This window comes from Pseudomonas sp. AU12215 (genome assembly GCF_001675465.2).
GTDB classification, from domain to species: domain Bacteria; phylum Pseudomonadota; class Gammaproteobacteria; order Pseudomonadales; family Pseudomonadaceae; genus Pseudomonas; species Pseudomonas nitroreducens.
This window is the reverse complement of the sequence record NZ_MACM02000005.1, coordinates 39,466-63,302: the sequence shown is the minus strand read 5'-3', so window position 1 is coordinate 63,302 and position 23,837 is coordinate 39,466. Positions and strand designations below refer to the sequence as shown.

At 66.4% G+C, this 23,837-nt stretch carries 21 protein-coding genes; 9 read left to right on the top strand and 12 right to left on the bottom strand.

Annotated features, from left to right (window positions below; translation table 11 throughout):
- Positions 1 to 213: 213 nt before the first annotated feature.
- Both A9513_RS01105 and A9513_RS35945 read left to right on the top strand, forming a co-directional pair.
- The gene (locus A9513_RS01105; RefSeq protein WP_065083749.1) at positions 214 to 1,974 is read left to right on the top strand and encodes a cation:proton antiporter; all 1,761 of its coding nucleotides are present in this window, start codon (positions 214 to 216) and stop codon (positions 1,972 to 1,974) included.
- Positions 1,975 to 2,014: 40 nt separating this feature from the next.
- Positions 2,015 to 2,176 (top strand): hypothetical protein, encoded by a 162-nt coding sequence (locus A9513_RS35945; protein WP_157837670.1) that lies wholly within the window; start codon positions 2,015 to 2,017, stop codon positions 2,174 to 2,176.
- On the opposite strand, the gene uvrD is transcribed toward A9513_RS35945, so the two are convergent.
- A complete protein-coding gene (uvrD, locus tag A9513_RS01100; RefSeq protein ID WP_065083748.1) occupies positions 2,152 to 4,332 on the bottom strand; it encodes a DNA helicase II in 2,181 nt (726 codons plus the stop codon). The genes A9513_RS35945 and uvrD overlap by 25 nt on opposite strands.
- Positions 4,333 to 4,507: 175 nt before the next feature.
- On the opposite strand from uvrD, the gene A9513_RS01095 reads away from it, so the two are divergent.
- Positions 4,508 to 7,357 carry an EAL domain-containing protein gene (locus A9513_RS01095; protein WP_065083747.1) on the top strand — a complete coding sequence of 950 codons (2,850 nt, stop codon included), beginning with the start codon at positions 4,508 to 4,510 and terminating at the stop codon, positions 7,355 to 7,357.
- On the opposite strand, the gene A9513_RS01090 is transcribed toward A9513_RS01095, so the two are convergent.
- From A9513_RS01090 to A9513_RS01060, 7 genes are all read right to left on the bottom strand, one after another.
- The gene (locus A9513_RS01090) at positions 7,351 to 7,872 is read right to left on the bottom strand and encodes a nitrous oxide reductase accessory protein NosL (RefSeq protein WP_065083746.1); all 522 of its coding nucleotides are present in this window, start codon (positions 7,870 to 7,872) and stop codon (positions 7,351 to 7,353) included. The genes A9513_RS01095 and A9513_RS01090 overlap by 7 nt on opposite strands.
- 16 nt (positions 7,873 to 7,888) lie before the next feature.
- Positions 7,889 to 8,713, bottom strand: coding sequence for an ABC transporter permease (locus tag A9513_RS01085; RefSeq protein WP_024766096.1), 825 nt, complete (start codon positions 8,711 to 8,713; stop codon positions 7,889 to 7,891).
- Positions 8,710 to 9,618 (bottom strand): ABC transporter ATP-binding protein, encoded by a 909-nt coding sequence (locus tag A9513_RS01080; protein ID WP_065083745.1) that lies wholly within the window; start codon positions 9,616 to 9,618, stop codon positions 8,710 to 8,712. Before A9513_RS01080 ends, A9513_RS01085 begins: the two co-directional genes overlap by 4 nt.
- The gene (locus tag A9513_RS01075; protein WP_024766098.1) at positions 9,615 to 10,880 is read right to left on the bottom strand and encodes a nitrous oxide reductase family maturation protein NosD; all 1,266 of its coding nucleotides are present in this window, start codon (positions 10,878 to 10,880) and stop codon (positions 9,615 to 9,617) included. The genes A9513_RS01080 and A9513_RS01075 overlap by 4 nt, the downstream gene beginning before the upstream one ends.
- A 59-nt stretch (positions 10,881 to 10,939) precedes the next feature.
- Positions 10,940 to 12,847, bottom strand: coding sequence for a TAT-dependent nitrous-oxide reductase (nosZ, locus tag A9513_RS01070; RefSeq protein ID WP_065083744.1), 1,908 nt, complete (start codon positions 12,845 to 12,847; stop codon positions 10,940 to 10,942).
- Between the two features lie 27 nt (positions 12,848 to 12,874).
- Positions 12,875 to 15,022 (bottom strand): transcriptional regulator NosR, encoded by a 2,148-nt coding sequence (gene nosR, locus A9513_RS01065; protein WP_065083743.1) that lies wholly within the window; start codon positions 15,020 to 15,022, stop codon positions 12,875 to 12,877.
- Between the two features lie 75 nt (positions 15,023 to 15,097).
- Positions 15,098 to 15,409, bottom strand: coding sequence for a c-type cytochrome (locus A9513_RS01060; protein WP_054910310.1), 312 nt, complete (start codon positions 15,407 to 15,409; stop codon positions 15,098 to 15,100).
- Positions 15,410 to 15,609: 200 nt separating this feature from the next.
- On the opposite strand from A9513_RS01060, the gene A9513_RS01055 reads away from it, so the two are divergent.
- From A9513_RS01055 to A9513_RS01030, 6 genes are all read left to right on the top strand, one after another.
- On the top strand, positions 15,610 to 16,407 hold the full coding sequence (locus A9513_RS01055) for a CbbQ/NirQ/NorQ/GpvN family protein (protein WP_065083742.1): 798 nt from the start codon (positions 15,610 to 15,612) through the stop codon (positions 16,405 to 16,407).
- Entirely contained in the window at positions 16,391 to 16,984 is a 594-nt protein-coding gene (locus A9513_RS01050; protein WP_065083741.1) for a cytochrome c oxidase subunit 3, read from the top strand. The genes A9513_RS01055 and A9513_RS01050 overlap by 17 nt, the downstream gene beginning before the upstream one ends.
- Positions 16,981 to 17,229: a cytochrome C oxidase subunit IV family protein gene (locus A9513_RS01045; RefSeq protein ID WP_246228395.1), complete on the top strand. Its 249-nt coding sequence runs from the start codon at positions 16,981 to 16,983 to the stop codon at positions 17,227 to 17,229. Before A9513_RS01050 ends, A9513_RS01045 begins: the two co-directional genes overlap by 4 nt.
- A 113-nt stretch (positions 17,230 to 17,342) precedes the next feature.
- Positions 17,343 to 17,783 (top strand): cytochrome c, encoded by a 441-nt coding sequence (locus tag A9513_RS01040; protein WP_024766105.1) that lies wholly within the window; start codon positions 17,343 to 17,345, stop codon positions 17,781 to 17,783.
- A 2-nt stretch (positions 17,784 to 17,785) separates the two neighbouring features.
- The gene (locus A9513_RS01035) at positions 17,786 to 19,210 is read left to right on the top strand and encodes a cbb3-type cytochrome c oxidase subunit I (RefSeq protein WP_065083740.1); all 1,425 of its coding nucleotides are present in this window, start codon (positions 17,786 to 17,788) and stop codon (positions 19,208 to 19,210) included.
- Between the two features lie 64 nt (positions 19,211 to 19,274).
- Positions 19,275 to 21,122, top strand: coding sequence for a nitric oxide reductase activation protein NorD (locus A9513_RS01030; protein ID WP_065083739.1), 1,848 nt, complete (start codon positions 19,275 to 19,277; stop codon positions 21,120 to 21,122).
- A 209-nt stretch (positions 21,123 to 21,331) separates the two neighbouring features.
- Here the strand turns inward: A9513_RS01030 and A9513_RS01025 are convergent, their stop codons facing one another.
- The 4 genes from A9513_RS01025 to A9513_RS01010 form a co-directional block, all read right to left on the bottom strand.
- Entirely contained in the window at positions 21,332 to 21,514 is a 183-nt protein-coding gene (locus A9513_RS01025) for a hypothetical protein (protein ID WP_024766108.1), read from the bottom strand.
- A gap of 4 nt (positions 21,515 to 21,518) precedes the next feature.
- Complete coding sequence (locus A9513_RS01020; RefSeq protein ID WP_024766109.1) at positions 21,519 to 22,202, bottom strand: Crp/Fnr family transcriptional regulator; 684 nt, start codon at positions 22,200 to 22,202, stop codon at positions 21,519 to 21,521.
- Positions 22,203 to 22,310: 108 nt separating this feature from the next.
- Positions 22,311 to 22,982 carry an iron-sulfur cluster repair protein YtfE gene (gene ytfE, locus A9513_RS01015; RefSeq protein WP_065083738.1) on the bottom strand — a complete coding sequence of 224 codons (672 nt, stop codon included), beginning with the start codon at positions 22,980 to 22,982 and terminating at the stop codon, positions 22,311 to 22,313.
- A gap of 111 nt (positions 22,983 to 23,093) precedes the next feature.
- Positions 23,094 to 23,822: a Crp/Fnr family transcriptional regulator gene (locus A9513_RS01010; RefSeq protein WP_024766110.1), complete on the bottom strand. Its 729-nt coding sequence runs from the start codon at positions 23,820 to 23,822 to the stop codon at positions 23,094 to 23,096.
- Positions 23,823 to 23,837 lie beyond the last annotated feature (15 nt).

Below are 23,837 nucleotides of genomic sequence, written 5' to 3'. Positions count from 1 at the left end.
GGCCGGGGCCGGTGAGGGCCAGCCGGATTTTGTTTCGTGCTGTTGCCCTGTTCGGGCCCGACCCCCTGATATGGGGGCGGTTGAATCCCTTTCCAAATCAGTCTGTTACTGATTCTTTCAGAGCCGCCTGTCGGAAGGCTCGGATGGTAGGCTTCGCTGAGCGAGGCCGTCAGCCGCGCGATCCCTGACCCCACGCCGCGAGGACCGCCGACCATGCATGCCATCGACTTCATCCAGGACCTCGCGGTGATCATGCTGATCGCCGGTTTCGTCACCATCCTCTGCCACCGCTTCAAGCAGCCGGTGGTGCTGGGCTACATCATCGCCGGGGTGATCATCGGCCCGCACACCCCGCCCTTCGCGCTGGTGCACGACGAGGACACGATCAAGACCCTCGCCGAACTGGGGGTGATCTTCCTGATGTTCTGCCTGGGGCTGGAATTCAGCCTGCGCAAGCTGTTCCAGGTCGGCGCCACGGCCTTCATCGCCGCGTTCCTGGAAATCACCCTGATGATCTGGGCCGGCTTCGAGATCGGCCGCCTGTTCGACTGGAGCACCATGGATTCGCTGTTCCTCGGCGCGATCCTGGCGATGTCTTCCACCACCATCATCATCAAGGTCCTGGGCGACCTGAAGATGAAGAACGAGCGCTTCGCCCAACTGATCTTCGGTGTGCTGATCATCGAGGACATCCTCGGCATCGGCATCATCGCCCTGTTCTCCGGCATTGCCGTGAGCGGCACGGTGGAGGCCGACCAGGTGTTCTCCACGGTCGGCAAGCTGAGCCTGTTCATGGTCGTCGCGCTGGTCGTCGGCATCCTGCTGGTACCGCGCCTGTTGGCCTACGTGGCGAAATTCGAAAGCAACGAGATGCTGCTGGTGACGGTGCTCGGCCTGTGCTTCGGCTTCTGCCTGCTGGTGGTGAAGCTGGAATACAGCATGATCCTGGGTGCCTTCCTGATCGGCGCGATCATGGCCGAGTCGCGCCAGCTGATCCAGATCGAGCGCCTGATGGAGCCGGTGCGCGACATGTTCAGCGCGATCTTCTTCGTCGCCATCGGCCTGACCATCGACCCCAAGGTGCTGGTGGACTATGCCGCGCCGATCCTGGTGATCACCCTGGTGGTGGTCGCCGGCAAACTGATCTCCTGCGGTGCCGGCGCCTTCATTGCCGGCAACGACGGGCGCACCTCGATGTGCGTGGGCATGGGCCTTTCGCAGATCGGCGAGTTCTCCTTCATCATCGCCGCGCTGGGCATGAGCCTGGGCGTGACCAGTGACTTCCTCTACCCGGTGGTGGTCGGCGTGTCGGCCATCACCACGCTGCTGACGCCCTACCTGATCCGCTCCGCCGACCCGCTGGCGCTGTACCTGGGCCGCAGCCTGCCATCACCCATGGTGCGGGTGTTCAGCCTGTACGGCGAGTGGCTGCGCAGCATCAAGCCGCGGGGCGACAAGGCGATCCTCGCCGGAATGATCCGGCGCATCCTGCTGCAGGTCGGGGTCAACCTGACCCTGGTGATCGGCATCTTCTTCGGCCTGGCGTTCTTCGCCGGGCAGATCGGCCAGTGGCTGGCGCAGTTCGTCGAGCCCGAGGCGCTGCACAAGGCGTTGATCTGGGGCGCCGCGCTGTTGCTGTCGCTGCCGTTCCTGATCGCCGCCTACCGCAAGCTCAAGGCGCTGGCGATGCTGCTGGCGGAAATGGGCGTGAAGGCGGAAAGCGCCGGCCGCCACACGGCCCGCGTGCGCCGGGTGATTTCCGAGCTGATCCCGCTGCTGTCGCTGGGCGGCATGATGCTGCTGCTGGCGGCGCTCAGTTCGAGCATCCTGCCGCCGGGTGAGTTGCTGGTCGTGGTGGCACTGATCGCCGCGCTGGTGATCGCGGTGTTCTGGCGCTGGTTCATCCGCGTGCATTCGCGGATGCAGGTGGCACTGATCGAGACCTTCGAGCAGAACGGCGGCGGGCATCACTGAGCCCGCCGGTCGAGCGGGGGAGTGACCTGTAGGAGCGAGCTTGCTCGCGAACCTCACGGCACTGCAGCTTCCGGTGAATCCGTTCGCGAGCAAGCTCGCTCCTACAAAAAGCGGCTCCGAGGTGCCGGCGGATAACCTGTTCCAGGTTATCCGCCCTACGGCCCTGAAGCAGACGGCTCAGATCGCTTCCAGCTTCGCGTAACCCATCATCAGCCACTTGCTGCCCTCGCTGTCGAAGTTCACCTGCACCCGTGCCTGGGCGCCGGAGCCTTCGAAGTTGAGGATCACGCCGTCGCCGAACAGCGGGTGGCGCACGGACTGACCGAGGCTGAACGGGGTGTCCGGCACGCTGGCGCCGCTGAACAGGTTGCCGCTGCGCTGGTTGCCCGAGAGCGGGCGGCTCACCGAGTTGGACAGGCGCACTTCCTGGATCAGGCTCGGCGGGATCTCGCGGACGAAGCGCGAGACCTTGTTGTAGGTCTCGCTGCCGTACAGGCGGCGGGTTTCCGCATAGGTCATGACCAGGCGCTGCATGGCACGGGTGATACCCACGTAGGCCAGGCGGCGTTCTTCTTCGAGGCGGCCGGGCTCTTCCAGGCTCATCTTGTGCGGGAACAGGCCTTCTTCCATGCCGGCGAGGAACACCAGCGGGAACTCCAGGCCCTTGGCGCTGTGCAGCGTCATGAGTTGCACGCTGTCCTCGAAGGCGTCGGCCTGGGTGTCGCCGGATTCCAGCGCGGTGTGGTCGAGGAAGGCCACCAGCGGCGGGGTGTCCTCGTCGTCCGGGGTCTCGAAGGCGCGGGCGGCGCTGACCAGTTCTTCCAGGTTTTCCACCCGGGCCTGGCCTTTCTCGCCCTTCTCTTCCTTGTGGTAGGTGACCAGGCCGGACTGCTCGATGACGATCTGGGTCATCTGGTGCAGCGGCAGGCCCTCGACCTTCACCGCGAGCAGGTCGACGGTCTCCAGGAAGCCGTTCAACGCGCTGGCGGCGCGGCCGGCCACGGCCTTGGCGGCGATCACGTCGTTGATCGCGCGCCACATGGAGGTGCCGTTCAGGCGCGCGGCGTTGCGGATCGCCTCGACGGTCTTCTCGCCGATGCCGCGCGGCGGCACGTTGATCACCCGCTCCAGCGCGGCGTCGTCATCGCGCAGGCGGATCAGCCGCAGGTAGGCCAGGGCGTTCTTGATCTCGGCGCGTTCGAAGAAGCGCTGGCCGCCGTAGATGCGGTAGGGGATCTTCTCGCGCAGCAGCGCCTCTTCCAGGACGCGGGACTGGGCGTTGGAGCGGTAGAGGATGGCGATCTCGCTGCGCTTCAGACCATCCTTGCGCAGGGCGTCCTCGATGGTCTCGACGATGTAGCGCGCCTCGTCGTGCTCGTTGAACCCCGAATACAGGGTGATCGGCTCGCCGTCGACGCCGTCGGTCCACAGCTCCTTGCCCAGGCGCCCGCTGTTGTTGGCGATCAGCGCGTTGGCGGCCTTCAGGATGGTGCCGGTGGAGCGGTAGTTCTGCTCCAGGCGGATGTCCTCGGTGCCGGCGAAATCGTCACCGAACTGCTGGATGTTCTCGATCTTCGCGCCGCGCCAGCCGTAGATCGACTGGTCGTCGTCGCCCACCACCATCAGGCTCTCGCCGCCCTTGCCGAGGAAGCGCAGCCAGGCGTACTGCACGGCGTTGGTGTCCTGGAACTCGTCCACCAGGATGTGGCGGAAGCGCCGCTGATAGTGCTCCAGCAGGCTCGGTCGGTCGCGCCAGAGGTCCAGCGAGCGCAACAGCAGTTCGGCGAAGTCGACGACGCCGGCACGGGCGCAGGCGTCTTCGTAGGCCTGGTAGACGCTGACCATGGTCGACAGGTAGAGGTCGCCGCCGGCCTGGATGTTCTGCGGGCGGTTGCCCTCGTCCTTCTGCCCGTTGATGAACCACTGCGCCTGGCGCGGCGGCCAGCGCTGCTCGTCCAGCCCCATCTCGCGCACCACGCGCTTGACCAGGCGCAGTTGGTCGTCGCTGTCGAGGATCTGGAAGTTCTCCGGCAACCCGGCTTCCTGCCAGTGCGCGCGCAACAGGCGATGCGCCAGGCCGTGGAAGGTGCCGACCCACATGCCCGCCGGGTTGATCCCCAGCAACTGCTCGATCCGCGCGCGCATTTCGGCGGCTGCCTTGTTGGTGAAGGTCACGGCCAGGATGCTGTGCGGCGAGGCGTTCTCGACCTGGATCAGCCAGGCGATGCGGTGCACCAGCACGCGGGTCTTGCCGGACCCGGCGCCGGCGAGTACGCGCTGGCGCCCCAGCGGCGCGGCTACGGCCTGGCGCTGCGGGTCATTGAGGGAGTTGAGCAGGTAGGAGATGTCATCGTTCATGGGGAGGCATTCTACCGACGGGCGGTTTTCCCCGGCAAACCGGGCCGCCGTCCGGCGTCTTCCCGACGAAAGTTGGGAGGGCTTACAGCCAATTGCCATCATCCTGCTTGGGTGGGGCTAGCTCCTCGGGTATGCTCCGCCGACGCCTAGGCCAGAACCTACAAGAAAAACGCCTATGACCGCTTATGTAGAGCCTTCGGCGATCCCGGTGAGCCATGCCGAGATCCGCCAGCAGTACGCTCACGAAATTGCCGTCGAACGCACGCGCCTGCTCTACCAGGGCTCGCGGGTGCCGACCCTGCTCATGCTGCTCAATGGCCTGGCCTGCGCCGGGCTGCTGTGGGACTACGTGCAGCCGGGGCTGCTGGCCGGCTGGCTGGTCTGGCTGGTGCTGCTGGCCGTGCTGCGGCTGATCCAGGTCTCCGCCTTCAATGCCGCTTGCGCCGAGCGCCAGGCCAGCCCGCACTGGCAGCGCACCTTCCTGTTCGGCGCCGGGGCTTCGGGCCTGACCCTGGCCTTTGCCGCGATCGCCCTGGTCCCGCCGGATGCCTTCCTCCAGCAATCCCTGGTGTTCGGCCTGATCGCCGCGGCCATCCTGTCCGCCAGTGTCGCCTACGCGGTCAGCCTGCCGGCCTTTCTCACCTTCGCCTTGCCCTGCCTGTTTCCGTCCATTGCCTATTTATTGATCAGCGATAACCCGTTGCAGCAGGGCTGGGGCGTGCTCGGGGTGATCCTGCTGGCCGCGCTGCTGGTGGTGGCCTGGCAGATTCATCGGGTCGTCCACGTCGGCCTCCTGCGGCGTTTCCAGGCCCAGGCGCTGGTGGCGCACCTGGAGCGCGCCAACGCACAGACCGAGGCGCTGAACCAGGACCTGGAGCGTGAAGTCGAGCAGCGCCGCCGCGCCGAGCGCGAACTGTGCCGCGCCCGCGACGCGCTGCAGGAGCGAGTGGAGGCGGGCAGCGCCAAGCTCAGCCACACCGAGGCGCGCCTGGCCCTGGCGCTGGAGGCCAGCGAGCTGGGCCTGTGGGACTGGAACCTGCTGACCGACGAAGTGCACCACTCGCACCTGGAGGAGATCTTCGGCATCACCCAGGAATCGGTGAAGAGCGTGCGCAACGACCTGCGCCCGCGCCTGCACCCCGACGACGTACCGCTGCTGCGCCGCGCGCTGGTCGAGCACCTCAAGGGCCGCACCGACGGCTACCGCATCGAATACCGCGTGCGCCACGCCGCCGGCCACTGGGTCTGGGTGGAAGACCGTGGCCGGGTGATGGAGCGCGATGGTCGCGGGCAGGTCACGCGGATGGTCGGCACCCGCGCCGACATCTCCCCGCGCAAGCTGCGCGAGGAGGAACAGCGCCTGGCCGCCACGGTGTTCGAGGCCGCCAGCGAAGGCATCATCATCCTCGACCCCGATTACCGCCTGATCGCCATCAATGAGGCCTTCACCTCACTCACCGGCTACCGCCGCGAGGAGTTGCTGGGGCACAACGTCGCGCGGCTGATGGGCTCGGCGGAGAGCCTGCGGCGCTACCAGTCGATCCGCACCGAGCTGGAGCGCCAGGGCACCTGGCAGGGCGAGCTGATCGAGACGCGCAAGAACGGCGAGTTGTACCCCCAGTGGCTGCAGCTCAACGTGGTGCGTGACAGCCGGGGAGCGGTGGCCCATGTGGTCGGCTTCTTCGCCGACCTCACCGCCCGCCGCGATGCCGAGGAGCGCCTGCGCTACCTGTCGCACTACGACGAACTCACCGGGCTGGCCAACCGCACGCTGTTCAAGGAGCGCCTGCACGAGGCCAGCCAGCGGGCGCGCCAGGAAGGCCGCACGGCGGCGCTGCTGCTGATCGACCTGGACCGCTTCAAGCTGCTCAACGACAGCCTCGGCCACGAGGTCGCCGACCAGTTGCTGCGGCAGATGTCGCGGCGCATGACCCAGACGGTGCCCGAGGCCGACACCATCGCCCGCTTGTCCGGCGACGAGTTCGCCGTGCTGATCGACTCCTACGCCAGCCTTGCCGCGCTGGCGCGGCTGTCCAGCCGGCTGCTGGCGAAGCTGCGCACGCCGATGACCGTGGGCGGCCACGAACTGGTGGTCAGTGCCTCGGTCGGCATCAGCCTGCTGCCGGACAACGCCTGGGAAATCTCCGCGCTGATGAGCCAGGCGAACATGGCCATGCAGCATGCCAAGCACCTGGGCGGGAATACCTTCCAGTTCTTCACCGACAACCTGCAGGCCTGCACCCTGGAGCGCCTGCAGCTGGAGACGCGGTTGCGCAAGGCCATCGACGAGGGGCAGCTGGACGTGCACTACCAGCCCAAGCTGAACCTCGCCAACGAGCGCCTGGACAGCGCCGAGGCACTGGTGCGCTGGCGCCATCCGGAGATGGGCATGGTGCCGCCGGGCGATTTCATCGGCTTGGCCGAGGAGACCGGGCTGATCGGCGCCATCGGCGAGTTCGTCCTGCGCCGCGCCTGCCAGCAGGCCCGCGCGTGGCAGCGCCAGGGGCGCGAGCTGCGGGTGTCGGTCAACCTGTCGGTGCACCAGTTGCGCACCGGCAATCTGGTCGACCTGGTGCGGACCGTGCTGGAGGAAACCGGCCTGCCGTCGTACCTGCTGGAGCTGGAATTGACCGAAAGCCAACTGCTGGACAACGTCGAGAGCGTCACCGCGACCTTCCGCCAGCTGCGCGAGATGGGCGTGAAGCTGGCCATCGACGACTTCGGCACCGGCTATTCCTCGCTCAGCTACCTGAAGCGCTTCCCGGTGGACTATGTGAAGATCGACCAGACCTTCATCCGCGACCTGTCGGAGCGCGGCGAGGACGCGGCCATCACCCGCGCGATCATCGCCATGGCGCACAGCCTGGAACTGAAAGTGGTGGCGGAGGGCGTCGAGCACGCCGAACAGCTGCGCTTCCTGCGCGCCCACGGCTGCGACGAAATCCAGGGTTACCTGATCAGCCAGCCCGTGCCGGCCGATGCCTGCCTGGCGTTGCTGGAGAGAAGCGACCGGCTGGTTCAGTGATGCTGGTGGTCGCCGGACACGCCCTGTAGCACGCTCTGGTCGATTTCGCTGAAGCGCAGTACTCGCCCGCCTTCGGCGGTGGCCATGCGGTCGGCGTCCGCGCGGTCGGCGAATGATGCCAGCGTGGCGCCCATGGCGCCGGGGCGCTTCACCCCGACCACGTAGAACGCGCTGGTGGCGTCGATCAGGTGGCGGTCATCGGGGTGGTTCCAGTCGCTGCGGGCCATGTCGTGCACGTACAGGCGCGCGCCGCTGTGCTGGTTTTCCGGCTGCAGCCACCAGCCCAGCAGCTCGGCGGTGGAGCAGAACTTGCGCACTGCGCCGGGGGCCACGGCTTCGCCTTTCGGCCCGGCGAAGTCGCCGATGTTCATGCCGCACACGTGGCATTCCTCGCCGTTCTGGAAAGGCACCGGAGCGAGATTGGCGTTTTGCCGGGCGGCATCGTCGCAGCCGCCGAGCAGCAGGGCGAGGATGCCGGCGGTGAAACCCAGGCGAAGGGAGCGGGACAGCAGCATGGTGAAACTCCTCAAGTCAGATCGGGCGCCGGCGGAACAGCGCGTAGGCCAGCGCCAGCGCGGCCAGGGTCCAGGCGCACAGCGCCAGCCAGAGTGCCGCGACGGGAACGGCCAGATCCCGGCCGAGGGTCAGCACGCCGCCCAGTTCGGCACCGAAATCGGGCAGGTTGATCAGCCGGTAAAGGTCGGTCGGGTTGAGCAGCAGTAGCCAGGGCAGCAGGTTGGCGCTGAGCTGGCCCTTGCCGATCACCAGCAGGGCGAGCAGCGCGAGGTCGAACAGCAGCACGAAGAAGAACCACACGCCCAGCGCCAGCCCGGCGGCGGTGGACTTCTCGCTGACCCGGCTGCTCAGCGCATAGGCCATGGCCAGGAAAGTCCAGCCGAGCAGGCAGGACGAGAGGATGAAGCGGGCGAAGGAGCCCAGCAGTTGCCCCAGCGGGATGCCCGGCACCAGTACGGCAATGGCCAACGCGGCGGCGGAGAAGCCCAGCAACGTGGCGAGACCGAGAATCAGGCCATGGCCGAGGAACTTGCCGACCAGAAGCTGCCCGCGGCCCAGCGGGTAGGTCAGCAGTAGCAACAGGGTGCCGCCTTCCTCCTCGCCGACGATGGCGTCGTAGGCCAGCAGCAGGGCGATCAGCGGCATCAGGAAGGTCGCCAGGCTGGTCAGGCTGGCCAGCGTTGCCGGTAGCGAAGTGAAGCCCACCTGTCCGCTGGCGGCCGCACCCAGCCAGGCGATACCGACTGCGAGCAGCGCGAACAGCAGGCTGATGGCGAGCAGCCAGCGATTGCGCAGGCCGTCGGCGAGCTCCTTGCGGGCGATGTTCCAGATCATGGTCATGTCGGGACTCCCGCGTGCGCGCTTTGCATGTGGTGCCGATAGAGGTCTGCCAGCGACGGCGGCAACACCTCGAGCTCCTGTGCTTGCTCGGCGAGCAGCACGCTGAGCACTTCGTGCTGGTGCGCTTCGCCGACCCGCACCTCCACGCGCCGGCCATCCAGGGCGGTAACGCCATGACCTGCCTCGCGCCAGTGTTGCGGCCAGTCGCCGTCGAGCCTGCCGGCGTAGCGGATGCGCACTGGCAGCCTGGCATCGCGGCGCAGGTCAGCGAGGCTGCCGGCGGTGAGCAGCCGGCCCTTGGCAAGGATCGCGGCGCGGTCGATGTGCGACTCCACTCCGGGCAGCACATGGGAACAGAGGATGATCCCGGTGCCCTGTGCGCGCAGGCGGTCCAGCCACTGGTAAAGCTCGATGGTGGCCAGCGGGTCGAGGCCGACGGTGGGTTCGTCGAGCAGCAGCAGTTGCGGCTGGCCGAGCAGCGCCTGGGCCAGGCCAAGGCGCTGGCGCATGCCCTTGGAGTAGGTTTTCACCCGGCGCTGCGCGGCGTGGCCGAGGCCGACCTGCTCGAGCAGTTCGTCCACCTCGGCGGGCCGTGCGCCCTTGAGCCGGGCGAAGTGCTGCAGCGTCTCGCGGCCGCTGAGCTGAGGGTAGAAGGTCACGTTCTCCGGCAGGAAGCCGATGCGCCGGCGCACCGCCGGGTCTCCCGGCGACTGGCCGAAGACGCGCACGCTGCCCCGTGTCGGACGCAACAGGCCGAGGATCAGCTTGATCGTGGTGGTCTTGCCGGCGCCGTTATGCCCCAGCAGGCCGAGGACTTCGCCGGCGCCCAGTTGCAGGTCGAGGCCATGCAGCGCTGTGAAGCCGCCGTAGTCCAGGGTTGCGTCTTGGATCTCGACGGGGTTCATGGTTGCGCCTCCAGGTCAGGGGCGCGCATCAGCGGGAAGCTGTCGCGCACGCCGGGTGGACGGGTGACGGGAAACGCGCGCTGGACCCAGCGCAGCAGTTCGATGGCGGGGCTGGTCATCAGCAACTGCACTTGTGGGTACATCCACAGCAGTTGATCGACCTTGTCGTTGGGTTCGTAGGCGACGTCGCCGACGCCGTCGGCATTGCGGTCCCAGCCCAGGTAGTCGCTCCAGTAGTTGCCGCGCCCGTCGGCGGACCATTCCTGGTTGCGGCTGGCGACGTACTTGACCTGCTGGCGGTTGCCGATGAAGGCATTGCCGCTGATGCGGTTGTCCTCGGAGCCGGCAGTCAGGTGGATACCCAGCGCGCTGCTTTCGAAGCGGTTGTCCTCGATGCGGTTGAACAGCGAGTTGTAGATGAACAGGGCCTTGCCCTCGGCCCCGGCGATCATTGCGTCGCCGCCGCCATCGCCGCTGCGCACGGCTTCGACACGATTGCCGGTGAGGGTGGAATAGGTGATGTAGTTCATCAGGATGCCGTAGTTCTGGTCATCCACCGAACGGTTGCCGATCACGGTGAGCTTGCGGCTCTGCATCAGCGCGTAGCCTGTGCGGGTGTGCCGGGTGGTGTTGCCGATGACGCGGCTGTTATGGGTGAACATGTAGTGCACGCCGTAGCGCAGGTCTTCGAAGAGGTTGCCTTCGATGGTGCTGTCGTTGGAGGTGTCGATGTACACGCCGTCGCGGGTCTGGCGGACCTGGTTGCCGCGCACCAGGGCATTCTTCACCGCGTAGAGGTGGACGCCGTTGCCGCGGTCCTGGGAGCGCACGGCCGGTTCGCCCTGGATGCGGTTGTCGAGCACCTGCACGTCGGCCGTTGCATCCAGCCAGATGCCGAAGCCGGCGCCTTGCAGGTCATTGCTACGCACCACGGTGCCGCGCGCGGCCTTGTCGACGAAGATCGCCGCGTCCAGGGCCGTCAGGTCACGCCCCCAGTTACGCAGGGTGCAGTTCTCGATGGTCACGCCGGGCACGCGCACATGCAGCGTGCTGCCGGCACCCTGGCCGTCGATCACGGCGCCGGGCGCACAGCGCAGATGCAGTGGCTGGTCGATGGTGAAGTTGCCGGTGTAGGTGCCGGCCGGCAGGGTGCGGATGTCGCCATCGCCCTGCAGCGGCAACTGGTCGATGGCTTGTGGTTGCGCCTGGGCGCTTGCCGCGAGCAACAGCGACAGGGCGAGGCCAGGCCTGGTGAGTCCCATGCAACACCTTCTCGTCGATGCCCCGCCAGCGGCTGCCGGCGGGGCCAGGGGCGCGGATATCAGGCCTTTTCCACCAGCATGCGGCCGACCATTTCCATGTGCAGCGCATGGCAGAACCAGCTGCAGTAGTACCAGTGCAGGCCGGGCTTGTCGGCGGTGAAGGTGATGGAGGAGGTCTGCTGCGGGCTGATCTCCATGCTGACGCCGTGGTTGACCACGACGAAGCCGTGGGAGACGTCCTCGATCTCGTCCAGGTTGGTGATGGTGACGGTCACTTCGTCGCCCTGCTTCACGGTGAACTCGGTGAGGCCATAGGCGGGAGCGGACGAGGTCATGTACACGCGAACCTTCTTGCCGTCGCGAATGACCTTGTTGTCCTGCATCAGGTCGATACCGTCGCGCTTGGCGATCGCCACGGTCTCGGCGAAGAAGGGATCGTCGCGCGCCCAGATCTTGCGGGTCTTGATCTGGTCGCGGCGGGCCAAGATGCAGTCATGCGGCTCGGCGAAGGTGGGGCCGTCGTGCACCAGTTTCATCTCGTCGCCGGAGATGTCGATCAGCTGGTCGTTCTCCGGGTGCAGCGGGCCGGTGGGCAGGAAGCGGTCCTTGGAGAACTTGCTGAGCACGACGATCCACTTGCCGTCGGCTTCCTTGGTCTCGGTCAGTGTCGCGTGGTTGTGGCCAGGCTGGTAATGCACGTCGAGCTTCTGGCGGATGTAGTCGACCTTCTCGCCCTGGTAGGCGCGAATCGCGTCATCGATGTTCCACTTCACCAGTTGGCTGTCGATGAACAGCGTGGTGTAGGCGTTGCCGCGACCGTCGAAGGTGGTGTGCAGCGGGCCCAGGCCCAGTTCCGGCTCGCCGACGATGACGTCGCGCGGGTCCTTGAGCTTGCCGGCGAACAGGTCGGGCAGCTTGTCGATGGCGATGATGCTGCAGGTGGGCGAGAGCTTGCCGTTGGCGATGAAGTACTTGCCGTCCGGCGAGGTGTTGAGGCCGTGGGGATTCTTCGGCACCGGAATGTAGCGGGTGACTGCGCTGTCCTTGCCATCCTTCTTGCGGCCATCGACCACCGGTACCTTGCTGTCGCCCAGGGTGATGAAGCGCTTGGCCTTGATCTCCTTCTCGATGGCGGGGACGTCGAACACGACCACCCAGTCGCGCTCGTTGCGCATCATGCCGGCAAGATCGGTGGCTTTTTCCGAGTTGTAGCAGGTGGAGGCGGCGAAGCGGCCGGTGTAGTCCATGTCGCTGTTGTCGAGGTTGCCGTCGACAATGACCTGCCACGCCACTTCCATGGTTTCGGCATCGAGCGCGTTGTACAGGGTGAAAGCGTTGTCGCCGGTGATGTCGAAGGTCGAGCCGTCATTGGGGTGCGGGATGATGAACTCGGCGTTGCAGAACACGTATTGGGTGTGCGGCACCTTCTGCAGGCGCAGGCCGTGGATGGCCTGGACGTTGGGAATGGTGGTGATCCTGTCGCACTTCATGATGTCCAGGCGGATGCGTGCGACGCGGCTGTTGGCCTTGTCGTTGATGAACAGGTACTTGCCGTCGTATTTGCCGTCGGTCATCGAGATGTGCGGATGGTGGCAGTCGCCGTTGTGGAACCGTGCGCTGTCGCCGAGGACGCGCTTGCTCTCGTTGGTCAGCCCCCAGCCAGTGGCCGAGTCGACGTTGAACACCGGGATGCGCATCAGCTCGCGCATCGAGGGAATGCCCAGTACCCGCACCTCGCCCTGGTGGCCGCCGCTCCAGAAGCCGTAGTACTCATCCAGCTCGCCGGGGGCGACATTGATCTTGTCCTGCGCCGACTTCACCGCGTCCGCCCAGGCCTCGCGCGATGTGAAAGCACCCATCGAGCCCGCCGTTACCAGCGCTGCGGCACCGGTTACCGCGGAGGCGCCGAGGAATCCCCGCCGGCTGAGCCCGGCAATCTCGTCCTGTTGCTGCTTCTTGTCAGTCATGTCCTGCTCCTTCCTTAAGGCAAATGGTCAAATCTGTTGCACCGCGATCAGCTGGTCGTCGTCACTGGTGGCCGTGCGCTTGCCGCGCTTCTTGCGCTTGTTCACCAGCGGCGGGCACTTGTGCTCGTTGTGGTAGGTCATCTGGCAGTCGAGGCAGTAGTGGCACTCGTTGGCGTTGATCCTTCCATCGGGGTGGATGGCCTGGATCTCGCATTCCGTGGCGCAGAGCTGGCACGGCTTGCCGCATTCCTTGCGCCGCTTGAGCCAGTCGAACAGGCGGGCCTTGCCGGGGATCGCCAACGCTGCCCCGAGCGGGCAGACGTAGCGGCAATAGACCTTGCGGGTGAACAGGTTGATGACCAGCACCACCACCACGTAGGCGACGAACCACCATTGGCGATCGAAGTGCAGGGTGATGGCGGTCTTGAACGGCTCGACCTCGGCGAAGCGCTCGGCGGTGGACAGTGATTCCAGGGAGAGGCCGAACAGCACCAGCAGGACGATGTACTTGATCGCCCAGAGCCGCTCATGGACGGCAAAGGGCAGCTCGAACTGCGGCACCTTGAGCTTGCGTGCCGCCTCGTTGAGCAGCTCCTGCAGGGCGCCGAACGGGCACAGCCAGCCGCAGAACACGCCACGTCCCCAGAGCAGGATGCTGGCGGCGGTGAAGGTCCAGAGGATGAACAGTACCGGGTCGATGAGGAACAGTTCCCAGCGGAAGCCTTCGAACAGCGAGTGGACGAAGGTCAGCACGTTCACCACCGAGAGCTGGCCCAGGCAGTACCAGCCGATGTAGGTCAGGGTGAACAGCAGATAGCCGCGGCGCAGCCAATGCAGCAACTGCGGCCGACGGGCCAGGTTGTCCTGCAGGAAGAGGATCCCCGCCAGTAGCCCCAGGGCGCCGAGCAGCACGCCGATCTGGAAGCTTTTCTGGTACCAGACGCGCAGCCACATTGGCCGCTTCGCATCCTCCAGGGCCTCCAGTTCCGCCGCGCTGGGCTGCGGCCGGTCGAGGTAGCCCTCCGGCGTCTGGTAGCCGAGGTCGAAGGTGGTGAACAGGCTGTCCACCGGGCCGGTCTGGCGCCGCACCAGCAGTTCCAGGTCGAAGGGTGTGCCGGGGTCGAAGCGTTGTGCGGCGCGGACGATGAAGATCGCCATCTCGGCGAAATGCGGCATGCCCTCTGCGTAGGTATCCGACAGGCGCTGGTAATCGAGGTCGCGGAAACTGAGGATGTCGCCGAACTGGCGAATCTGCACCCGGTCGAAAATGCCGCCGCGCACATAACCCGAGCCCTTGAAGGAGTACTCGCCGCTGCCCAGTACCACGACGGCATATTCATTGGGCTTCAAGGACTCCATCAGCTCGCGGTATTGCTTGTCGCCGAGCAGGTTGCGGCCGACGTTGGGCGGGTTGAGCAGGGCGGTGTAGAGATCGATGAAGGTGTCTTCGCGCTGTTGCGCATCGCGGGCCTGGTTGACCTTTTCGGCGGCGGTGCCCTTGAAGCCGTCGTCGATCTGCCCGCGGGTCAGTTTCAGTTGGCGGATCGCGCCATTGCCCAGCAGCTCGCGCCAGCTCGCCGGTTGATAAACGTCGGTGCGGACGAGAGCGGGCTTGGGTCGCACCTGGCCGTCGTCCTTGATCAGCTTGAGCGACACCGCCACGGTACGGGCAGCACGCATGATGATCTCGTTGACCACCATGACCGTCACGGTGGCGCCGGCGACAGCATCCACGGTCACCGTCTGCGGATCGCCGGAGCGCCCCACGGCCACGCGCTGGTCGGCGCGCAGGCCGCTGTAGCCGGCGGTGAAGGCGTGGAGTTTTTCTTCAGGAATGCCGATCAGCAGGATCGGCTCGTGGTGTTCGAGGACGTAGATGTCGCGGATCACTGCCTCCGGATCGAGGATCACCTGGACGTTGATCGGCTTGCCGGAATACGCGGGAATGCGGGTGACACGAATGCTCTGGAAGGCGTAGCCCAAGAGTTTGTCGCCGTGGGACAGACGCCGCACGTCGTACTCGCCCTCGGGCTCGCCAATGTGGTCGGCCTGGGGGAACACCTGCTGGATGCGCGTTCGCTCCAGATCGCTGAGGTCGGCGCTGTGCGCCGCCAGGCCAAGCATCAGTAACAGGCAGCCGAGCAGCGCCCTGTACAGATCGCGAACGCCCGCCATGGGGCCTCCTTCCTCCATCGCCCGGTCGGGCGGAACTGCGTCAGAAGGCGGTGGGCGCCGATCTCACGCAACGGGTCACTTGAGGGTGACGATCCACTCGGCCAGGGTCTTGGCTTCTTCCGGGCTCACGGCGTTGGCGGGCATCGGGATCGGGCCCCAGTTGCCTTTGCTGCCGGTCTTGATGCTGTTGGTGATGTGGGCAACGCCGTCGGCCTGTGGACCGTACTTGGCGGCAACGTCATGGAAAGCGGGGCCGACGAGCTTCTTGTCGACCGAATGGCAGGCCACGCAAGCCTTCGCCTTGAACAGCTCCTCGCCGGTGCTGGCCATTGCGGTTGTCTGGACCAGCAGGCCGCCGAACAGCAGGGCTACCAGGGCTTTGTTCATGAACGCTTCTCCTCACAGGCTGGCGCTTCGAGGCGCCGATCGTTTTCGCCGGCTTCCCGCCCGGCGTCTGTGGCGATTCTAGGAGCGGCCCCTGCGGCTTCCGCTTGATGCCAATCAAGAAGTTCCCGCGCCGTGCTTGAGGCATTGCGCCGCGCTGGCTAGCGTGCGAGCCGACAACTGCCAACCGAGAGTCGCCCGCCATGAACGCCCCCGCGCAGAACGATCCGCCGCTCTTCTATCAGCCGACCGGCAACGAGGTGGCGCTGTTCACGCAGGCGTCCGCGCAGGGCATGCCGGTACTGATCAAGGGCCCCACCGGCTGCGGCAAGACCCGCTTCGTCCAGCACATGGCGCAGCGCCTGAACCTGCCGCTGTACACCGTGGCCTGCCATGACGACCTGTCGGCAGCGGACCTGGTCGGCCGCCACCTGATCGGCAGCGACGGCACCTGGTGGCAGGACGGCCCGCTGACCCGCGCGGTGCGCGAAGGCGGCATCTGCTACCTCGACGAAGTGGTCGAGGCGCGGCAGGACACCGTGGTCGTGCTGCACCCGCTGGCGGACGATCGCCGCGAATTGTTCATCGAGCGCACCGGTGAATCTCTGGTGGCGCCCCCCGGCTTCATGCTGGTGGTGTCCTACAACCCCGGCTACCAGAACCTGCTCAAGGGCATGAAACCCAGCACCCGCCAGCGCTTCGTCGCCCTGCGCTTCGACTATCCGGCGCCGGAAGCGGAGGCTGCGATCATCGTCCGCGAGGCCGGGGTCGCGCCGGAACTGGCGCAACGCCTGACGCAGCTGGGCGTGGCCCTGCGCCGGCTGGGCCGGCAGGAGCTGGAGGAAGTCTGCTCGACACGCTTGCTGGTGCTTACCGCGCGCCTGTTCAACGCCGGCGTGGCGCCCCGCGATGCCTGCCGCGCCGGGCTCGCCGAGCCGTTGTCGGACGACGAGGCCACGGTCGCCGCGCTGATGGACCTGGTCGATGTCCACTTCGCCTGACGCGACACTCGATGCCCGGCACCTGCCGGGCGACCTGGCGATGTGGTTGTTCATCCTCGCCGAGCTGACCGTCTTCGCCATCCTCATCATCGTCTTCGCCGTGGCCCAGTACCTGGACGTCGAAGGTTTCCGTGCCGGCCGCGCGCAACTGGACCTGTCCACCGCCCTGGCGCTGACCCTGACACTGCTTACCGCCGGCTTCTGCGCAGCGCTGGCGGTGGAGCAGGTGCGCCACGGCCGGCAGCGGCGTGCGGCTGCACTGCTGGGGGTTGCCGTGTTGCTGGGGCTGGTCCACGTAGTGCTAAAGTCCGGCGAATACCATCACCTCGCCGCGCAGGGGCTGGACCTGGAATACAGCACCTTCTTCACCCTGTTCTGGCTGATCACCGGCTTCCACTTTCTGCACGTGCTGCTGGGGCTGGTGATCCTCGGCTGGATGACGTTGCGCTGCCTGCGCGGCGCCTACCGCGGCGATGCCCTGGGTGGGCTGGAGTCCGGCGCGCTCTATTGGCACATGGTCGACCTGGTCTGGGTGGTGCTGTTCCCGCTGGTCTACGTGCTGGCGCCTGGCTCGTGAACACGCTGCTGCTTGCCTGGCTGCTGATGCTGCCGATGTCCGCTGCCGCCGTCTGGCTCGGTCACCACGCGCCCGATGCCCTGTTGCCGGTGGCGGTGATCCTGCTGCTGGGCCTGGGCAAGGCATGGCTCATCGTGCTGCGCTTCATGGAGCTCGGCCATGGCCCGCGGCTGTGGCAATCGCTGCTCCTTGGCTGGCCGCTGCTGGTTACCGGGGCGATCCTCGTCCTACATGCAACTCACTGATTTCATGTAGGAAAAATACCCGACTAGAAGCATTGGTCTTTCTTGATTGCCATCAAGCGAGGCGGCCAGGGACGGTTTCTACAATGGCCCCGACCGTGACCTAGGAGGGCCCCATGTCAGAGACATTTACCAAAGGGATGGCGAGGAACATCTACCTGGGAGGAGGCGTTTTCTTCTTCCTGGTGTTCCTCGCGCTGACCTATCACACCGAAACCACCTTCCCCAAGCGCACCAACGAGAGTGAGCTCACCGAGTCGGTGGTGCGCGGCAAGCTGGTGTGGGAACAGAACAACTGCGTGGGGTGCCACTCCATCCTCGGTGAAGGCGCCTACTTTGCGCCGGAACTGGGCAACGTCGCGATCCGCCGCGGAGGCGACGCCGCCTTCGGCTCCTTCCTCGCGGCCTGGATGAAGATGCAGCCGCTGGGCGTCCCCGGCCGCCGGCAGATGCCGCAGTTCCACCTGAGCGACCAGGAGGTCACCGATCTCGCGGCGTTCCTGCTGTGGACCTCGAAGATCGACACCAACAAATGGCCGCCGAACAAGGAGGGTTGAGCATGACCCCGGGCAATCCCTATCTGAAATTCGCCTCGCAGTCGGTGGCCAAGCCGTACTTCGTGTTCGCCCTGATGCTCTTTGTCGGGCAGATCGTCTTCGGCCTGATCATGGGCATGCAGTACGTGGTCGGTGACTTCCTGTTCCCGGCCATCCCGTTCAACGTCGCACGAATGGTGCACACCAACCTGCTGATCGTCTGGCTGCTGTTCGCCTTCATGGGGGCGGCCTACTACCTGATCCCCGAAGAGGCCGACCGCGAGCTGTACAGCCCGAAACTGGCCATCGTGCTGTTCTGGGTCTTCGCCATCGCCGGCGTGCTGACCGTCCTCGGCTATCTGCTGGTGCCGTACGCGGGTCTCGCCAGGCTGACCCACAACGAGTTGCTGCCGACCATGGGCCGGGAGTTCCTCGAACAGCCGACCATCACCAAGATGGGCATCGTGGTCGTGGCGCTGGGCTTCCTCTTCAACATCGGCATGACCATGCTCAAAGGCCGCAAGACCGCCGTCAGCGTGGTGATGATGACCGGCCTGGTGGGCCTGGCGGTGTTCTTCCTGTTCTCCTTCTACAACCCGGAGAACCTGTCGCGCGACAAGTACTACTGGTGGTGGGTCGTGCACCTGTGGGTGGAAGGCGTGTGGGAACTGATCATGGGCGCGATGCTGGCCTTCGTGCTGATCAAGATCACCGGCGTCGACCGCGAAGTCGTGGAGAAATGGCTTTACGTGATCATCGCCATGGCCCTGATCACCGGCATCATCGGCACCGGCCACCACTTCTTCTGGATCGGCGCGCCGCAGGTCTGGCTGTGGCTGGGTTCGATCTTCTCGGCGCTGGAGCCGCTGCCGTTCTTCGCCATGGTGCTGTTCGCCTTCAACATGGTGAACCGCCGCCGTCGCGAGCACCCGAACAAGGCCGCCGCACTGTGGGCGCTGGGCACCACCGTGACCGCCTTCCTCGGCGCCGGCGTGTGGGGCTTCCTGCACACCCTGGCCCCGGTGAACTTCTACACCCACGGTTCGCAGCTCACCGCCGCCCACGGGCACCTGGCCTTCTACGGCGCCTACGCGATGATCGTGATGACCATGATCAGCTACGCCATGCCGCGCCTGCGGGGCATCGGCGAAGCGCCTGATGCCCGTGCGCAGAGCCTGGAGATCTGGGGATTCTGGCTGATGACCATCTCCATGCTGCTGATCACCCTGATGCTCACCGCCGCCGGCATCGTCCAGGTCTGGCTGCAGCGCATGCCAGCCGATGGCGCTGCCATGCCATTCATGGCCACGGTCGAGCAGCTGAAGATCTTCTTCTGGCTGCGCCTGTACTCCGGTGTGGGCTTCTTCATCGGGCTGATCTGCTACCTGTTGAGCTTCCGTCAGCGCGGTCGTATGGCTGTCGCTTCCGGCGTGGCACAGGTGGGCTGATCGATCTCGCCAACCCGGGCCCGTCCGCTTTGCGGCGGGCCTTTTTCGTTCTGCAGGGGGCGTCATGACCATCCACCTCGAAATCGAAGAAGGCTTCGGCCGCGCCTGGCACCGCTTCATCACCCGCCGCGCCAGCCCGGAGTTCGAAGAGGCGGCAGTGGCCCTGGAGGAGGTGCGGCGCAGCCTGCTGTTGCTGTTCCGTGGCACCGGCGGCGAAGCCGGGGTCGGCGTGGAGGCGGCCAGTGCCCGTGAGCTGCTGGTACGCCGCAGCCTGCTGCAACAGGTCGCCGGGACCTGCCAGCAATTGCCGGTGGCCTGGTTCGACGCCGATTCCCTGCGCCTGCCCGCGCAACTGGCGGTGTTCCCCGACGCCGAGCTGAACCGCGAACTCTACCGCTGGCTGGCGCTGCTCGCCGCCCACGGCCAGCCGATGCGCCACTGGGCCCGTGATAACCAGGCCTGGACGCGAACGGTGCTGGAGCGTTACCCACTGCTGCGCCCGCGCTATCACCGAATGGTGAACGCCCTGCTCAGCCTGAGGCCTGACCCGGGCACGCTGCCGCCTGCCGAAGCCGAGCTGGAGCTGGCGCTGCAACAGGCGCTGCGCGATCCGGGCAGCATCGAACGTCTGCCCCGAAGTGAAAAGGCGCCCTGGCCGGTGCCGCTGTGGCTCTACCCGCCGCAGCGCCTGGCCGCGCCGCAGCACACCGACCTGATCGATGGCGCCGAGCAGGGCCGCTCCGCCCACAGCGAAGCCAAGGGCCTGGCGCGCAAGCGTGCCGAGCGTGTCGAACAGGACCCCGGCCGTGGCGGTCTGCTGCTGTTCCGTCTGGAGAATCTGTTCAGCTGGTCCGAGCACATCGAACTGGATCGCGCCGGCGATGACAGCGAAGACCTCGATGCAGCGAAGGTTGCCGACGACCTCGATCACCTGAGCCTGTCCCGGCAACGGCAGAAGAAGGGCGGCGGGTTGAAGCTCGATCTCGATTTGCCCGCCGCCGACTTCGACGACGTGCCGCTGGGCGAGGGCATCCGCCTGCCGGAATGGGATTACCGCCGCCGGCAACTGATCGAAGACCACGTCTGCCTGCAGCCGATGCTGCCTCGCGATGCCGTGCCGGCGCCGCTGCCGGACGCTCTGGCGCCCATCGCGCGGCGGCTGCGCCGGCAGTTCGAAAGCCTGCGCCAGCAGCCGCAGTGGCTGCGCCGGCAACCCCAGGGCGCCGAACTGGACCTGGAGGCCTGGCTGGATTTCAGCGTCGAACGACGCCTGGGCGCCTGCAGCGAGCCGGGGTTGTTTCTTGAGCGACGGCAGACTCGCCGCGACCTGGCGTGCCTGCTGCTGGCGGACCTGTCGATGTCCACCGACGCGCATATCGACAACGACCACCGCGTCATCGACCTGATCAGCGACAGCCTGTTGCTCTTCGGCGAGGCGCTGCAGGCAGTTGGCGATCGTTTCGCCCTGTACGGGTTCTCCTCACTGCGCCGGCAGCAGGTGCGCCTGACCCAGCTGAAGACCTTCGACGAGCGCCACAACGACACCGTGCGCGGGCGCATCCGCGCGCTGCGTCCTGGCTATTACACACGCATGGGCGCGGCGATCCGCCGGGCCACGCAGTTATTGCTGGAGCGCAAGGAACGCCAGCGCGTGCTGCTGATCCTCACCGACGGCAAGCCCAACGACCTGGATTTGTATGAGGGACGCTATGGCGTCGAGGACACCCGCCAGGCGGTGCTGGAAGCCCGTCGCGCCGGACTGGTGCCGTTCTGCATCACCATCGATCGCGAGGCCGCGGATTACCTGCCGCACCTGTTCGGCAGCCAGGGCTACCTGCTGCTCAACGACCCGGCGCAGCTGCCGGTGCAGTTGCCGCAGCTGTATCGGCAACTCACCCGTCGCCAGGGATGACCAGCAAGGAATGTAGGGCGAATGAAGCGGAACGCTTTATCCGCCACGGCGGATAACGCCTGGGCGTTATGCGCCCTACGAAGCTACGGGGCTGATGGCACATTCTGTAGGAGCGAGCTTGCTCGCGAACCGAATCCCGCAGCGGGGCCAGGTTCGCGAGCAAGGGCTAGGCGCTCCCCGCGGTCCTACGAAAAGCAGGCGAGCGGGCCTCAGCGCGGCAGCCAGACCATCATCGCCGCGCAGAACACCGCGAGCATCGCGCAGTACCAGGCGAAGCGCTTCAGCCGGCGCTGCTTTGCCAGTTCCTGATCAAGCGGCAGAGGCATCCCGCACTGCGGGCAATCGGCAGCGTCCTCGGGGCTCTCGTGCTGGCAATACAGGCACTGGCGCATGGACCTACTCGAACTGTTCCAGCCGCGCGACGTCGAGTACCTGCACGTTGCGCCCGTCGAGGTCGATGATCTTTTCGTCGATCAGCCGCCGCAGCACGCGGGAGAAGGTCTCCGGCTGGATCGACAGGTGCCCGGCCACCAGTTGCTTGGCCATCGGCAGCTCGAAGCGGTTGATTTCGCTGCCCTGGCGATTGAGCTGGGTGATCAGGTAGCGCACCACGCGGTGGGTGGAGTTCTTCAGCGACAGCGTTTCGATCTCGTTGATCCGCCGGTGCAGGCGTACGCAGAGGGTGGCGAGCAGGGAGAAGGGCAGCTGCGGGTTGCTGTGCAGCAGCTCCATGTAGGTGCGGTTGGCGAAGCGGTAGACCTGCGTGGGCTCCAGCGCCTGGGCCGAGGCCACGTAGTCGGGGGTATCCATCAGCATCATGGCTTCGGCGAAGGTCTGCCGGCTGCCGACCACCTCCAGCACCTTCTCCTGTCCTTCCGGCGTCAGGCGGTAGATTTTCACCGCCCCGGAAATCACGAAGTAGAAGGCATGGGCCGGCTCGCCCTGGAGGAACAGCTTGTCGCCCTTCTCCAGGTTGAGCAACGTGCTGGTGGCGAGCAACTGCTCCAGCTGTTCCTCGTTGAGCACGTTGAACAGGTGGTGGCCGCACAGAATCTGGTGGTGGACGCGATGCGCTTGCATGGCGGGGCGCTCCTGGGCGGGGACAATCCCGCCAGTATGCGCGATGCCGCCGGGCAGCGTGGTGAGGCAAGCTGTCACTGGTCGCCCTCCTGGCTCCCGGTCCGGCGCTCAGGCCGGGTGGTTGGCGCCGAGGAACAGCAGGTTGTTCTCCAGGTGGATGTGCTGCATCAGGTCGCGACGCAGTTCTTCCAGGCCGCTGTAGAGACGCCGCCAGCTGTTGCAGCCGTCCGCTGGCACGGTGAGGTCGTCGGTCAGGTCGGCCAGCACGGCGAGGGATTGCGAGTGCTCGTCGTGCTCATGGCGCATCACGCCGATCGGGCCCTGCACGTGGGACAGCGGGATGCCCTGGCGCAGCCAGGGGAAGAGCACGCTCTCCTCCTTGCACATGTGCCATTCCAGCTCTTCCTGGATGGTCTTCAGGTGCGCCGTCAGGCCGGCGGGGCACTGCGGGTGCGCGGCGTGGGTCTTCTCCACCCGTTCGGCCAGCGGGATCAGCGCCGGCAATTGCTCGCGGTGGACCTTGTGGTAACGCTCGAGGATGTGGTCGATGAGCTGGTCGTTGCTGGTCAGACGCCAGTCGGTCTGCTCATTGGCCGGTGGCAGCGCCTGCAGTTCTTGGGCGATGCGCCGGGCGTCCAGGCCCTGCTCGCTGGCGGCCTCGCCCAGGCTGCGTTGGCCGGCACAGCAGAAGTCGAGCTTGTAGTCGTGGAACAGCGCACAGCTGCCCGGCAGGCTGAAGGCCAGGTCGCTCAGGGTGCGCTCGATGAGGGTATCGGTCATGGCTGGCCTCGGGCGGAGTGGGGTATGGCGGCCGCAGTCGTGGTGGCCGTCAATCTTGGCAGGGAGGCGGTCAGTCTAGGGAAGGGCGCGCGCCAAGCTCCTTGATTGCAGTCAAGCGTCCTCGACCAGCACTTCCCGCTCGTCGCCACCGGCCACTCGCATCAGCTGCTGCGGGTTGCACACCAGCAGCTTCTGCCGGCCACCGCGCACCAGACCACGCTCTTCCCAGGCGCTGAGAATGCGCGAGACGGTGTGCAGGGTGGTGCCGGTCATTTCGGCGATGTCCTGGCGGGTCACCGGGAAATCGATGCGGATACCGTCGGCTTCCGCTCGGCCGGACTGCTGCACCAGGCGCAGCACGGTATGCGCGACGCGCCGTTCGACCTCTTCGGTGGCCAGCTCGCAGAAACGTACGTGGGCTTCCTGCAGGCGCTCGCCGATGGCCTGGACGGTGTTCAGGGCGAAACCGGGGTGGCGGGCCAGCAGCGGTTCCCACTGGCTGGTGGGCCAGGCCAGCACGAGGCTGTCCCGGTTGGCGGTGGCGGTCGCGGGGTAACTGCTAAGGCCCAGGGCGCGCACGAAGCCGAACAGGTCGCCCGGATTGACCACCCGCACCAGCACCCGCTGGCCATCGCCGGTGAGCTGGGTGGCCTTCAGGCGGCCGTGCACCAGCAGGTAGAAGTTGCTCGCCGGCGCGCCCTGCTCGAACACGGCCGCGCCGCTGACCAGGCGCAGGATGCTGGCCTGGCGGAGGATGTCGTCCTGTTCCTCGCGGCTGCTGTTGGCGAAGGGCGGCAAACTGCCCAGCCAGGCGCGGTGGAGCGAGAGATTGGCGGTCACGGCGATGATTCCCGT